Source organism: Rathayibacter sp. AY1B8, from assembly GCF_002932775.1.
In the GTDB taxonomy this organism is placed as follows: Bacteria; Actinomycetota; Actinomycetes; order Actinomycetales; family Microbacteriaceae; genus Rathayibacter.
Map to the genome: position 1 here is coordinate 166,525 of NZ_PSWJ01000002.1, position 13,469 is coordinate 179,993.

Genomic DNA, 13,469 nt, shown 5'->3' on the forward strand with positions numbered 1-13,469 from the left:
CCTCCGGGCGCGAGGAGGCGCCGGGATCGGGGCTGACGGTTTCAGCGGACAAGGGTCTCCTGGATGTCGGTCGCGCGGCGGGTGATCTCGGCCGCGATCCCCGAGGGGCCGGCGCCGAGCACGCTCCGCGACTCGCTGACGATGGTGGCGGCGCTCAGCGCGCCGAACAGCCGCTGCGCGTCCGCGACGGCCGCGCCCTGGTGGCCGAAGCCGGGCGCGAGCACCGGGAGTGCGGGGTGCAGCGGCTCGTCGATGCCGATGCCGAAGTCGCCCAGGGCGACCGTGGCGCCGAGCACCACGCCGACCGAGCCGATCGACGCGCGAGCGTGAGCGTCGTTCCAGGATGCCACGTCCGCCACGACCGCGCGTGCCACGGTGTATCCCGCCCGGCCGCCGTCCTGCACGAGGGCGCGCTGCACGGGACGGGCCTCGGGGTTGGAGGTGGCTGCGAGGACGAACACGCCCTTGCCCGCCTCCTCCGCGAGGGTCAGCATCCCCTCGAGGGAGCCGAGCCCCTGGTAGGCCGCGGCGGTCATGGCGTCCGCCTCGAGCGGCGAGCCGGGCCGGAGCCACGCCTCGGCGTAGGCGGTGACGCTCGTGCCGATGTCGCCGCGCTTGACGTCGGCGATCACCAGCAGTCCGGCCTCGCGGGCGTCGGCGAGCACGCGCTCGAGCGCGGCGTAGCCCGCCGAGCCGTGCCGCTCGAAGAAGGCGATCTGCGGCTTGACGACGCCTACACGGCCGGCCGCCGCCTCGACGACCGTGCGGCCGAAGCTCTCGAGCCCGGCCGCGTCGTCGGCGAGGCCCCACGCGTCGAGCAGGTACGCGTGCGGGTCGATCCCGACGCAGAGCCGGCCGTGCGCGGCGAACGCCGCCTCGAGGCGCGAGCCGAAGGAGGCGGTGCCCGCCGCGCCGCCGCTCACGCGGTGCGCTCCGCGCGGCGCAGGGCGTAGTCCTGCAGGCTCGTCACCTCGAAGGGCTCGTTCGCCGCGTCGAGCGAGGCGACCGCGGCCGCGAGCTGGGCGATCGTGGTGAACAGCGGCTTGTCCGCGGCGACCGCGGCGGCGCGGATCTCGTAGCCGTCGGCGCGGGTCGCTCCTCCGCTGGGCGTGTTGATCACCACGTCGACCTCGTCGCGGGCGATCAGCTCGACGATGGAGGGCGCGTCGCCCTCGGCGGTCTCGCTGTACTTGCGGACCACGCGGGCCTGGATCCCGTTGCGGTTCAGCACCTCGGCCGTGCCCTCGGTCGCGAGGATGTCGAAGCCGAGCTGGCGCAGGCGCAGCGCGGGCAGGACGATCGAGCGCTTGTCGCGGTCGGCGACCGAGATGAAGACGGTCCCGCTCGCCGGCATGCCGCCGTACGCGGCGTCCTGGCTCTTCGCGAAGGCGCGCGGGAAGTCGCGGTCGATCCCCATGACCTCGCCGGTGGAGCGCATCTCGGGCCCGAGCAGCGAGTCGACGATCTGGCCCTCCTTGGTGCGGAAGCGCTTGAACGGCAGGACCGCCTCCTTCACCGCGATGGGAGAGTCCATCGGGACGTCGGAGCCGTCGCGCTCGGGCAGCAGGCCCTCGGCCTTCAGCGCGGCGATGGTCTCGCCCACCATCAGGCGCGACGCGGCCTTCGCGAGCGGGATGCCCAGCGCCTTCGACACGAACGGCACGGTGCGCGAGGCCCGGGGGTTCGCCTCGAGCACGTAGAGCACGCCCTGGCCGATCGCGAACTGGACGTTCAGCAGTCCCCGGACGCCGACGCCCTGCGCGATCGCGAGGGTCGCCTCCCGCACCTGGTCGATCTGCCGGCGGCCGAGCGTCACCGGCGGGAGCGTGCACGCCGAGTCGCCGGAGTGGATGCCGGCCTCCTCGATGTGCTCCATCACGCCGCCGATGTAGAGCTGCTCGCCGTCGAAGAGCGCGTCGACGTCGATCTCGATCGCGTCGTCCAGGAAGCGGTCCACCAGCAGCGGGTGCGCCTCGTCGATGATCCCCTCGCCGGCCATCCGCTCGAAGTAGTCCTCGAGCTGGGGCGTGCCGTAGACGATCTCCATGCCGCGCCCGCCGAGGACGAACGACGGACGGACGAGGACCGGGTAGCCGATCTCCACCGCGACCTCACGGGCGCCGTCGAGGTCGGTCGCGGTGCCGTTGCGCGGAGCGAGAAGCCCCGCCTCGTCGAGGATCCGCGAGAACGCGCCGCGCTCCTCCGCGAGGTCGATGTTCGCTGGGGTGGTGCCGAGGATGGGCACGCCGGCCGCCTCGAGGCCCGCGGCGAGCCCGAGCGCCGTCTGGCCGCCCAGCTGCACGACGACGCCGACGAGCTCGCCGGACTGCGACTCCGCGTGGATGACCTCGAGCACGTCCTCGAGAGTCAGCGGCTCGAAGTACAGGCGGTCCGAGGTGTCGTAGTCGGTCGAGACCGTCTCGGGGTTGCAGTTGATCATGATCGTCTCGAAGCCCGCGTCCGAGAGCGCGAACGAGGCGTGCACGCAGGAGTAGTCGAACTCGACCCCCTGGCCGATGCGGTTGGGGCCGGAGCCCAGGATGACGACCTTGCGGCGGTCGGCGGCGACGACCTCGGTCTCCTCGTCGTACGAGGAGTAGTGGTACGGCGTGAGCGCCGGGAACTCGCCCGCGCAGGTGTCGACGGTCTTGTAGACCGGGCGCACGTCCAGCGCGTAGCGGGTGCGGCGGACCTCCGCCTCGTCGAGCCCGCGGAGCTCGGCGATCTGCGCGTCCGAGAAGCCGTGGTCCTTCGCCAGGCGGAGGAGTCCGGCGTCGAGGCCGTCGTGCTCGCGCACCAGGTCGGCGATCTCGTTGATCAGCACGATCTGGTCCAGGAACCAGGGGTCGATCTTCGTGGACTCGAACGCCTGCTCGACCGTGGCTCCCAGGCGCAGCGCCTGCTGCACGGTGACGATGCGGCCGTCGGTCGGGGTCCTCGCGATCTCGAGGAGCTCCTCGACCGAGCGCTCCTGCGCGCCCCAGTGGAACGACGAGCCGCGCTTCTCGAGCGAGCGGAGCGCCTTCTGCAGCGCCTGCGCGTAGTTGCGGCCGATCGCCATCGCCTCGCCCACCGACTTCATGGTCGTGGTCAGCGTCTTGTCGGCGGCCGGGAACTTCTCGAACGCGAACCGCGGGACCTTCACGACCACGTAGTCCAGCGTCGGCTCGAAGCTCGCCGGCGTCACCTTGGTGATGTCGTTCGGGATCTCGTCCAGGCGGTAGCCGATGGCGAGCTTCGCGGCGATCTTGGCGATCGGGAAGCCGGTCGCCTTGGAGGCGAGGGCGGAGGAGCGGGAGACGCGCGGGTTCATCTCGATCACGATGATCCGGCCGTCCGCCGGGTCGATCGCGAACTGGATGTTGCAGCCGCCGGTGTCCACGCCCACGTCGCGGATGATCCGGATGCCGATGTCGCGCAGCTTCTGGTACTCGCGGTCGGTGAGGGTCAGCGCCGGTGCGACGGTGATCGAGTCGCCCGTGTGCACGCCGACGGGGTCGACGTTCTCGATCGAGCAGACGACGACCGTGTTGTCGGCCGTGTCGCGCATGAGCTCGAGCTCGTACTCCTTCCAGCCGAGGATCGACTCCTCCAGGAGAACCTCGGTGGTGGGGCTCTGGTGCAGGCCGTCGCCGACCATCCGCACCAGCTCCTCGCGGGTGTAGGCGAAGCCGGAGCCCAGGCCGCCCATGGTGAACGACGGGCGGATGACGAGGGGGTAGCCCAGGTCCTCGGCGTACTCGATCGCCTCGTCGACGGTGTGCGCGATGTAGGACTTCGCGACGTCGGCGCCCGCGTCCAGCACCAGCTGCTTGAAGATCTGGCGGTCCTCGCCGCGGTTGATCGCCTCGAAGCTCGCGCCGATGAGCTCGACGCCGTACTTCTCGAGGATCCCGAGGTCGTGCAGCTGGATGGCCGCGTTCAGGGCCGTCTGCCCGCCGAGGGTCGGCAGGATGGCGTCCGGCTTCTCCTTGGCGATGATCGCCTCGATCGCCTTGGGCGTGATCGGCTCCACGTAGGTGGCGTCGGCGAAGTCGGGATCGGTCATGATCGTCGCCGGGTTGGAGTTGACGAGGATCACGCGCACCCCCTCGGCACGCAGCACGCGGCAGGCCTGGGTGCCGGAGTAGTCGAACTCGACGGCCTGTCCGATGACGATCGGGCCGGAGCCGATGACCAGGACGCTCTGGATGTCTTCCCTGCGCGGCATTACTTCTGCTCTCCGATGCTGCTGGTCGTGGGGATGTCGGTGGGCTCCGAGGCCCCGCGCCCGGCCGTGCGCTGCACGACCATCTCGCGGAAGCGGTCGAAGAGGTGGTTGGAGTCGTGCGGGCCGGCCGCCGCCTCCGGGTGGTACTGCACCGAGAAGGCGGGGATGTCGAGGCAGCGAAGGCCCTCCACGACCGAGTCGTTGAGGGAGTAGTGGCTGACCTCGACGCGGCCGAAGCCCTCGGGCGAGTCCAGCTCGCCCTCGATCGGCGCGTCCACGGCGAACCCGTGGTTCTGCGAGGTGATCTCCACGCGGCCGGTGAGCTTGTCGAGCACGGGCTGGTTGATCCCGCGGTGGCCGAACGGGAGCTTGTAGGTGCCGAAGCCGAGAGCGCGCCCGAGCAGCTGGTTGCCGAAGCAGATGCCGAAGAACGGCAGGTCGGCGCGCAGGGTGGTGCGCAGCAGCTCGACGTGGCGGTCCGAGGCATCGGGGTCGCCGGGGCCGTTGGAGAAGAAGAGCGCGGACGGGTCGAGCGCGAGCACCTGCTCGGCGGTCACGGACTCGGGCAGCACGTGCACGTCGAAGCCGCGCTCCGCGAGGTAGTTGACCGTCGAGGTCTTCACCCCGAGGTCGATGACCGCGACCGAGCCGACGCGCTCGCCGCGGGCGGGCACCGTGTACTGCTCGTCGGTCGAGACCGAGGAGGACAGGTTGAGCCCCTGCATCTGCCGGCCGCCGAGGACCAGCGCGAGCTGCTCCTCCTCGGGGAGGGCGAGGTCCTCGCCGGAGAACACGCCGGCGCGCATCGAGCCGGCCGAGCGGATGTGGCGGGTGATCGCCCGGGTGTCGACGCCGGAGATCCCGACGATGCCGTCGGTCTCCAGGTCGTCGCCGAGGGAGCGCTGCGCGCGGAAGTTGGAGACGACGCGGGAGGGGTCGCGGACGACGTAGCCGGCGACCCAGATGCGGCGCGACTCCATGTCCTCGTCGTTGGTCCCGGTGTTGCCGATGTGAGGCGCGGTCTGCACGACGATCTGGCCGGCGTAGCTCGGGTCGGTCAGCGTCTCCTGGTACCCGGTCATGCCGGTGGCGAAGACGATCTCGCCCAGGGTGCGGCCTCGGGCGCCGTAGGCCTGTCCCCGGAATCGTCGTCCGTCCTCGAGGACGAGGACGGCGGTGGGTTCGGTGCTGAGGCGTGTCGTTGGCACGGACTAGGAGCCCTTCTGGGTCGTGTCGGGGCCGCCGTCGGCGGCTCCGGGGTGGGAGGGGGAGGAACGGGGGCCGGCGAGGCGCTGCAGCTCGGCGACCAGGTGCGCCCGGAGGGCGGGCTCGGCCACGCGGAGGTAGCTGTCGACGGTCTCGTCGCCGCGGGGCGACCAGGAGATCACGAGCAGGCCGCCCTCCTCGACGACGCGGTCGATCACGTAGCTGCCCTGGCCCGCTCCGCGCAGGAGGGAGGCCGGGATCACCGTCTCGCGCTCGCCGACGGGGGCGATCACGACGCCGCGCTCGTGGAGGCGCAGCACCGCGTTGCCGCGGAAGCCGAGCCCCGGCAGCACGACACGCTCGAGCGGCTGCTCGAAGCGGGTCGTGGCCACGTACGGGAGGTCGACGCGCTCGACCTCGGCGCCCAGCGAGGACGCGGGCACGGGCTCCGGCGCGAGGGCGGCCGAGCTGCGGCGCCGCGCGCGCCAGGAGAGCAGCATGCCGACGAAGACGAGGACGACGACCGCGGCGATGACGATCGTGATCGCGGCCCTATCCACGGGAGGCCTTCGCGGAGGCGGCGACGACCGCCGCGTCGACGAGCTCGCCGTCCAGCACGGTCGGGAAGCCCCGGTGGAGGGTGGCGACGACGCGGCCCGGCAGCTCGCGACCGAGGTACGGGGAGTTGCCGCTGCGGCCGCGCAGGTCCTCGACGGAGAAGCGGCGTCGCGCCTCCGGGTCGTAGAGCACGACGTTCGCGACGGCCCCGACGGCGAGGCCGCGGTCGTAGCCGTCGAGCCGGCCGATGCGGGCGGGGGCGGAGGAGAGCACGCGCGCGACGTCGGACCAGCTCATCCGCCCGTCCTCGACGACGGCGGCGTGCACCACGCTCAGCGCGCTCTCGAGGCCGACCATGCCGAACGCCGCGGCGTCCCACTCGCAGTCCTTCGCCTCGACCGGGTGCGGCGCGTGGTCGGTGGCGACGATGTCGATGGTGCCGTCGGCGAGGGCCTCGCGGAGGGCGAGCACGTCCTCGTCGCGGCGCAGCGGCGGGTTCACCTTGAAGCGGGCGTCGTAGCTCGGCCCGTCCTGTCCGGCGACGGCCTGCTCGGTGAGGAGCAGGTGGTGGGGGGTGACCTCGGCGGTCACGTCGATCCCCCGGGCCTTCGCCCAGCGGATGACGTCGACCGAGCCCGCGGTCGAGACGTGGCAGACGTGCAGGCGGGAGCCCACGTGCTCGGCGAGGAGCACGTCGCGGGCGATGATCGCCTCCTCGGCCACGGCGGGCCAGCCCTGCAGGCCGAGGGCGCTGGAGACGGCGCCCTCGTTCATCTGCGCGCCCACGGTGAGCCGCGGCTCCTGCGCGTGCTGGGCGACGACTCCGTCGAACGCCTTGACGTACTCGAGAGCGCGGCGCATCAGCAGCGCGTCCGAGACGCACTTCCCGTCGTCCGAGAAGACCCGCACGGCCGCGCGGCTGCGGGCCATCGCGCCGAGCTCGGCGAGCGACTCCCCCGCCAGACCCACGGTCACCGCGCCGATCGGGCGGACCGTCGCGTAGCCGGCGTCCTCGCCCAGGCTCTGCACCTGCTCGACCACGCCCGCGGTGTCCTGCACCGGCGAGGTGTTCGCCATCGCGAAGACGGCGGTGAAGCCTCCGGCAGCCGCAGCTCGCGTCCCGGTGAGGATCGTCTCGCTCTGCTCGAACCCCGGCTCGCGCAGGTGGGTGTGCAGGTCGACCAGGCCGGGCAGCGCCAGCAGGCCGTCGGCGTCGATCACGCGGGCCCCGCGCGAGTCGAGGTCGGCGCCGATCTCGACGATCACGCCCCCGTCGATCAGCAGGTCGGCGGTCGACTCGTCGGCGAGCGTCGCCCCCGAGATCAGGATCCGCTCCGGCGCCGTGCTCTGATGCGGCTGGGCAGTGCTCATCAGTGGACCTCCCGTTCGCCGGACAGCAGCAGGTAGAGCGCGGCCATCCGGACGGACACTCCGTTCGTGACCTGTTCGAGCACCGTGGAGCGGCTCGAATCGGCGGCCGCCGAGGAGATCTCGACGCCCCTGTTCATGGGTCCGGGGTGCATGACGATGGTATCGGGACCCAGCCGGGCGAGCCGCTCGTCGTCGAGGCCCCAGATCCGCGCGTACTCCCGGCCGTTGGGGAAGAACCCGCTCGACATCCGCTCGAGCTGGATGCGCAGGAGCATCACGACGTCGGGGAGCCCGGTGTCGATCGCCTCGTCCAGATCGAAGCGGATGGTCGCGGGCCAGTCGCGCGTGTCGACCGGCACGAGGGTCGGCGGTGCGACCAGGGTCACCTCGGCGCCCAGCGCCGTCAGCAGCCAGACGTTCGAGCGCGCCACCCGCGAGTGCAGGACGTCGCCCACGATCGTGACCGCGACGCCGTCGAGGCTCTTGCCGCGGGACGCGGAGGCGCCGTGCAGGCGCCGGCGGATGGTGAACGCGTCCAGGAGCGCCTGGGTCGGGTGCTCGTGGGTCCCGTCACCGGCGTTGAGGATCGACGCGTCGATCCAGCCGCTCGCCGCAAGAACCGCGGGGGCTCCGGAGGCGCTGTGGCGGATGACCACGACGTCGGCGCCCATCGCGGCGAGCGTCTGCGCGGTGTCCTTCAGGCTCTCGCCCTTGGAGACGCTGGAGCCCTTCGCGCTGAAGTTGATGACGTCGGCCGAGAGCCGCTTCGCCGCCGCCTCGAACGAGATCCGCGTGCGGGTGGAGTCCTCGAAGAAGAGGTTGACCACGGTCTTCCCGCGCAGGGTCGGCAGCTTCTTGACCTCGCGGTTCTGCACGTCCGCCATGTCCTCGGCGATGTCGAGGAGTGCGATCGCGCTCGCGCGGTCGAGGTCGCGGGTCGAGAGCAGGTGCTTCACGGAGCCGTCTCCTCGCCGGTGGCCTGCGACTCGATCGCGACCAGGTCCTCGCCGTCCGTCTCGACGAGCCGGACGTTGATCCGCTCGCTCAGGCTGCTCGGCAGGTTCTTGCCGACGAAGTCCGCCCGGATCGGGAGCTCGCGGTGCCCGCGGTCGACCAGCGCGGCCAGCCGCACGGCTCGCGGACGGCCGATGTCGCTGAGGGCGTCCAGGGCGGCGCGGATGGTGCGGCCCGAGAAGAGGACGTCGTCGACGAGGACCACTGTCCGGCCGTCGATGCTCGCGGGGACGGCGGTGCGCGCGGGGGTGCGGACCGGGTGCCGGGAGAGGTCGTCGCGGTACATGGTCACGTCGAGGGAGCCGGCGAAGACGGGGGGACCGTCCGGCTCGATCCGCGCGATCGTCTCGGCGATGCGCCTCGCGAGGGCGACGCCGCGCGTCGGGATGCCGAGGACGACCAGCGACTCGGGGCCGCGGTTCGACTCGAGGATCTCGTGGGCGATGCGCGTGAGCGCTCGCGTGATGTCAGCGCCGTTGAGCACGATTCGTGCCGTCACACCGACCTCCTTCCCCGCCTCACAGGACGGCTGTTAAAGGAAAAGCCGTGTCGAGTATAGGGGCCGTCGCGCGGCCCGCCGGACGGGCAGCCCGGGAACGACCTCGGCCCGCCCGATCACGGGGATCCGGCGGGCCGAGCAGGTCTCCGGGGCGGGTCAGGCCGTCGTGCGGGACTCCGCGACGGAGGCGAGGAGCCCGTTGATGAAGCCCGCCGAGTCGTCGGTCGACAGCGACGTGGCGGACTCGACGGCCTCCGAGATGGCGACGCCGTCGGGCACCGCGTCGTTGTGCAGGATCTCCCACACCCCGATCCGGAGGATCGCGCGGTCGACCAGCGGCATGCGCGAGAGTGTCCAGCCCTGGGCGAGCCGGGCGATCAGCTCGTCGATCTCGTCGGCGTGGTCGATGACCCCGTCGACGATCTCGCGGGCGTAGAGCCACGAGGCCTCACGGGCCGGCTCGTTCGCCGCCCGCTCGGCCTCGGCGCGCAGCGACTGGGCGAAGCTGATCTGCCGGACGTCGGCGTTGTAGAGGATGTCGAGGGCGCGCTTGCGCGCCTTCGTGCGAGCACTCACGGGAGGCCCGGCTCAGCTGACGCGGCCGAGGTAGTCGCCCGTGCGGGTGTCGACCTTGACCTTCGTGCCCTGCTCGAGGAAGAGCGGGACCTGGATCTGGTAGCCGGTCTCGACCGTCGCGGGCTTGGTGCCGCCGGTCGAGCGGTCGCCCTGGAGGCCCGGCTCCGTGTAGGTGATCTCGAGGACGACCGAGGCGGGGAGGTCGATGTAGAGCGGGTCACCGTCGTGCAGGGCGAGGGTCACGTTCTGGTTCTCGAGCATGAAGTTCGCCGCGTCGCCGACGACCGCCTCGGGAACGGTGATCTGGTCGTAGTCGCTGGTGTCCATGAACACGAAGTCCGCGCCGTCGCGGTAGAGGTACTGGAAGTCGCGGCGGTCGACGTTGGCCGTGTCGATCTTGGCGCCCGCGTTGAAGGTCTTGTCGACGACCTTGCCCGTGAGGACGTTCTTCATCTTGGTGCGTACGAAGGCGCCGCCCTTGCCCGGCTTGACGTGCTGGAAGTCGATGACGTTCCAGAGCTGGCCGTCGATGCTGAGGACGGTGCCGTTCTTGATGTCGGTGGTAGAGGCCATGCGAAGGGGGATCCGTTTCGGTGGAAGTCTGCGCCGGCGAGCCCGGTACGCGGGCGCGGCGATATCGGCCGGTCCGGCTGACCCGTCGAGTGTAGTCGACGCGGCCCCGTCGGCAGAGGAGTCTGGACGCCGCATGCGAATCGCCCCACCGGTCCGCCGGAGCGCGAGACGGTGGAGGACCGACCCCGAGGAGGAGCACAGGGACGCCTTTCCCGCCGACACAGTCGTGCCGCCCTGGTACTCGATCGTGTTCACCGCGGTGCCGATCGTCATCGCCGTCGTGATCGTGCTCGTCGTGGTGCTGATCGTCGTGAACATGCGCCGGGCGCGCTCGCTCGGAGTGGACCCGCTGACCCTGCGGACCGACGTCGCGGCCCGCTTCGCGCGCGAGGGTCCCGGCTCCGCCCGCCCGCTGGCGGACCGGCTCGCCGAGCTGGAGGCGCTGCGAGCGGCGGGCACGATCACCGAGGCCGAGTACGCCCAGTCGCGGAGGGCCGCCCTGGGCGGAGGCTGACGGCGCCGCCCAGGCTCAGCCGAGCCGGACCTACGATCCGATCTCCTGGTACGCCGCGAACAGCAGCGACGTCTCCGGCCCCTGCAGGATGCTCGGGCGGGCGATGTCGTCGAGGACCACGAAGCGGAGCATCCCCGCGCGGGTCTTCTTGTCGCGCTGCATCGAGGCGAGGAGCGTCGCCCATCGTCCGAGCGGGTAGCTCGTCGGCAGGGTCAGCGACTCGAGGACCCGGCGCTGGCGGTCCACGACCGCGTCGCTGAGCGATCCGGTCAGGCGCGAGAGCTCGGCTGCGAACATCATCCCGACGGAGACGGCCGCGCCGTGGCGCCACTGGTAGCGCTCGGCGTGCTCGACCGCGTGCCCGAGGGTGTGCCCGTAGTTCAGGATCTCGCGCAGGCCCTTCTCGGTGAAGTCCTCGCCGACGACCCGCGCCTTGATCCCGATCGACAGCTCGACCAGGCTGCGGAACTCCTCCGACGTCGGGTCCGTGGCCAGGTCGATGTCGGACTCGATGATGTCGAGGATGCGCGGCTCGGCGATCATCCCGTACTTCACGATCTCGCCGAAGCCGGCCAGGATCTCGTTGCGCGGGAGGCTGGTCAGCACGTCGAGGTCGGCGACGACAGCCCGCGGCGCGTGGAAGGCGCCGACGAGGTTCTTGCCCTCGGCCGTGTTGATGCCGGTCTTCCCGCCGACGGCCGCGTCGACCATCCCGAGCACGGTGGTCGGCACCTGCACCAGGTCGACCCCGCGGAGCCAGGTGGCGGCGACGAAGCCGGCCAGGTCGGTGATCGCGCCGCCGCCGAAGCCGACGACCGCATCCGTGCGGGTGAAGTCCGACTGCCCCATCACCTGCCAGCAGAAGGCCGCCACCTCCACGCGCTTCGCGGCCTCGGCGTCCGGCACCTCGGCGAGCAGCACCTCGTAGCGCTCGAGCAGGCTCTCGCGGATCTCGGCGGCGAGGACCGCGAGGGTCGGCGGGTGCACGATGAGCACCTTCGCGGCCCGGGGGCCGATCGCGTCGGCGAGGCCGTCGAGGAGTCCGCGCCCGACGTGGATGTCGTAGCCGTTCTCTCCGGCGACGGGGATGGCGGTGGTGCCGTCGTTCATGACTGTCTTCCGCTCGGGCGGCTCGTGGCCGCCGGGTCCGATGGTGCAGGGGTGGCGGAGGGGCGCTGCGCGCGCACCCACTCCGCGATCTCGGCGGCGATCAGGGTGATCGGCCGCCGGGAGGTGTCGACCACGGTGTCCGCGAGGGACTCGTAGACCGGGCGCCGCTCGTCGAAGATGCGGACCCAGTCGCCGACCCCGCCGCGCACCAGCGGGCGGGAGCCGGAGCCGAGCCGGTCGCGGACGGCCTCGGCCGTGGTGGTGAGGAGCACGACGGGCACGTCCGCGAGGTCGGCGCGCGTCGCGGGATCGAGCACCGCTCCCCCGCCGAGGCTCAGCACCACGTCGCGGCGGACGGCGCGCTCGACGACACGGCGCTCCTCCCGGCGGAAGGCCGGCTCGCCGTGGGCGTCGAAGTAGGGGGCGATCGGGCCGTGGGTGCGCACGAACTCCGCGTCGGAGTCGACGAACCCGGCGCTCAGCGCCTTCGCGACCCGCTTGCCGATCGTCGTCTTGCCGGCCCCCATCGGGCCGATCAGGACGAGGCGGGCGCGGGCCGCGCCGGTATCGTGACCCGCCATCAGCGGGCCGCCGAGGACGCGGCCATCAGTCGAGCCCGAGAGCCGGGTCGCTCGCGGCGGCCGTGCGGAGCTCGTCGGGGATGGCGGCGAGGTAGCCCTGCAGGTTGCGGCGGGTCTCGGTGACGCTGTCGCCGCCGAACTTCTCGAGCACGGCGTTCGCGAGCACCAGGGCGACCATCGCCTCCGCGACGACACCGGACGCCGGCACCGCGCAGACGTCGGAGCGCTGGTGGTGGGCGCCGGCCGCCTCGCCGGTGGCGACGTCGACGGTGCGCAGCGCGTGCGGCACGGTCGCGATCGGCTTCATGCCGGCGCGGACCCGCAGCACGGTCCCCGTGCTCATCCCACCCTCGGTGCCGCCGGCCCGGTCGCTGGACCGGGAGATCCCGGCGGCGGACTGGAACAGCTCGTCGTGCGCCTCCGAGCCGCGGCGGGTGGTGGTGAGGAAGCCGTCGCCGACCTCGACGCCCTTGATCGCCTGGATCCCCATCAGGGCCGCCGCGAGCTGGGAGTCGAGACGACGGTCCCAGTGCACGTAGGAGCCGAGTCCGGGCGGGAGATCGTACGCGAGGACCTCGACCACGCCGCCGAGCGTGTCGCCGTCGTCGTGGGCGCGGTCCACCTCGGCGACCATGAGGGCGCTGGTCGCGGCGTCGTGGCAGCGCAGCGGATCCGCGTCCAGGGCGGCGACGTCGGCCGGGCCGGGCAGCGGCGAGCCCTCGGGCACGCGGACAGGCCCGATGGCGAGGGTGTGGCTGACGAGCGAGACGCCGAGCTCGCCGAGGAAGCGGCGGGCGACGGCCCCGAGGGCGACGCGGGCCGCGGTCTCGCGGGCGGAGGCGCGCTCGAGCACGTTGCGGGACTCGGGGAAGCCGTACTTCTGCATCCCGACGAGGTCGGCGTGGCCCGGGCGGGGCCGGGTGAGCGCGGCGCCGCGGCCCTTGGGCAGGCTCTCGGGGTCGCGGGGCTCCGCCGACATGACGTCGACCCAGCGCGGCCACTCCGTGTTGCCGATGCGCAGGGCGATGGGGCTGCCCATCGTCGCTCCGTGCCGGACGCCGGAGGAGATCGTCAGCTCGTCCTGCTCGAAGTTCATCCGGGCTCCGCGGCCGTAGCCGAGCTTCCGGCGCGCCAGATCGGCGCGGATGTCGTCGAGGGAGACGGGGACGCCCGCCGGCAGTCCTTCGAGGACGGCGACGAGTTCGGGACCGTGGGATTCCCCGGCCGTGAGCCAACGGAGCATCCTCCGATTCTGGC

The 13,469-nt window shown here is 72.2% G+C and carries 13 protein-coding genes; 1 reads left to right on the forward strand and 12 read right to left on the reverse strand.

The window, feature by feature from the left end; all coding sequences use genetic code 11:
• Window positions 1-41 precede the first annotated feature (41 nt).
• The 9 genes from pyrF to efp form a co-directional block, all read right to left on the reverse strand.
• Entirely contained in the window at window positions 42-923 is an 882-nt protein-coding gene (gene pyrF, locus C5C63_RS02350) for an orotidine-5'-phosphate decarboxylase (RefSeq protein WP_104232667.1), read from the reverse strand.
• Entirely contained in the window at window positions 920-4,210 is a 3,291-nt protein-coding gene (gene carB / locus C5C63_RS02355) for a carbamoyl-phosphate synthase large subunit (protein WP_104221829.1), read from the reverse strand. The genes pyrF and carB overlap by 4 nt, the downstream gene beginning before the upstream one ends.
• Window positions 4,210-5,418 carry a glutamine-hydrolyzing carbamoyl-phosphate synthase small subunit gene (carA, locus tag C5C63_RS02360; RefSeq protein ID WP_104295340.1) on the reverse strand — a complete coding sequence of 403 codons (1,209 nt, stop codon included), beginning with the start codon at window positions 5,416-5,418 and terminating at the stop codon, window positions 4,210-4,212. Before carA ends, carB begins: the two co-directional genes overlap by 1 nt.
• A 3-nt stretch (window positions 5,419-5,421) precedes the next feature.
• Complete coding sequence (locus C5C63_RS02365) at window positions 5,422-5,976, reverse strand: hypothetical protein (protein ID WP_104325428.1); 555 nt, start codon at window positions 5,974-5,976, stop codon at window positions 5,422-5,424.
• Window positions 5,969-7,345, reverse strand: coding sequence for a dihydroorotase (locus C5C63_RS02370; RefSeq protein WP_104325429.1), 1,377 nt, complete (start codon window positions 7,343-7,345; stop codon window positions 5,969-5,971). The genes C5C63_RS02365 and C5C63_RS02370 overlap by 8 nt, the downstream gene beginning before the upstream one ends.
• On the reverse strand, window positions 7,345-8,301 hold the full coding sequence (locus tag C5C63_RS02375; RefSeq protein ID WP_104325430.1) for an aspartate carbamoyltransferase catalytic subunit: 957 nt from the start codon (window positions 8,299-8,301) through the stop codon (window positions 7,345-7,347). Before C5C63_RS02375 ends, C5C63_RS02370 begins: the two co-directional genes overlap by 1 nt.
• Window positions 8,298-8,858: a bifunctional pyr operon transcriptional regulator/uracil phosphoribosyltransferase PyrR gene (gene pyrR / locus C5C63_RS02380; protein ID WP_104224750.1), complete on the reverse strand. Its 561-nt coding sequence runs from the start codon at window positions 8,856-8,858 to the stop codon at window positions 8,298-8,300. Before pyrR ends, C5C63_RS02375 begins: the two co-directional genes overlap by 4 nt.
• Before the next feature lie 156 nt (window positions 8,859-9,014).
• Window positions 9,015-9,434, reverse strand: a complete 420-nt coding sequence (gene nusB, locus C5C63_RS02385; protein WP_104325431.1) for a transcription antitermination factor NusB — start codon at window positions 9,432-9,434, stop codon at window positions 9,015-9,017.
• 12 nt (window positions 9,435-9,446) lie between these two features.
• A complete protein-coding gene (gene efp / locus C5C63_RS02390; protein ID WP_068210208.1) occupies window positions 9,447-10,007 on the reverse strand; it encodes an elongation factor P in 561 nt (186 codons plus the stop codon).
• 226 nt (window positions 10,008-10,233) lie between these two features.
• Here efp and C5C63_RS02395 point away from each other — a divergent pair, with 226 nt between their 5' ends.
• Window positions 10,234-10,521, forward strand: coding sequence for an SHOCT domain-containing protein (locus C5C63_RS02395; RefSeq protein ID WP_104325432.1), 288 nt, complete (start codon window positions 10,234-10,236; stop codon window positions 10,519-10,521).
• A gap of 30 nt (window positions 10,522-10,551) precedes the next feature.
• On the opposite strand, the gene aroB is transcribed toward C5C63_RS02395, so the two are convergent.
• The 3 genes from aroB to aroC are packed head-to-tail and all read right to left on the reverse strand — an operon-like array spanning window position 10,552 to window position 13,455.
• Complete coding sequence (gene aroB / locus C5C63_RS02400; RefSeq protein ID WP_104325433.1) at window positions 10,552-11,631, reverse strand: 3-dehydroquinate synthase; 1,080 nt, start codon at window positions 11,629-11,631, stop codon at window positions 10,552-10,554.
• Entirely contained in the window at window positions 11,628-12,212 is a 585-nt protein-coding gene (locus C5C63_RS02405; RefSeq protein WP_104225325.1) for a shikimate kinase, read from the reverse strand. Before C5C63_RS02405 ends, aroB begins: the two co-directional genes overlap by 4 nt.
• 25 nt (window positions 12,213-12,237) lie before the next feature.
• Window positions 12,238-13,455 carry a chorismate synthase gene (aroC, locus tag C5C63_RS02410; protein WP_104296194.1) on the reverse strand — a complete coding sequence of 406 codons (1,218 nt, stop codon included), beginning with the start codon at window positions 13,453-13,455 and terminating at the stop codon, window positions 12,238-12,240.
• Between the last annotated feature and the right edge of the window lie 14 nt (window positions 13,456-13,469).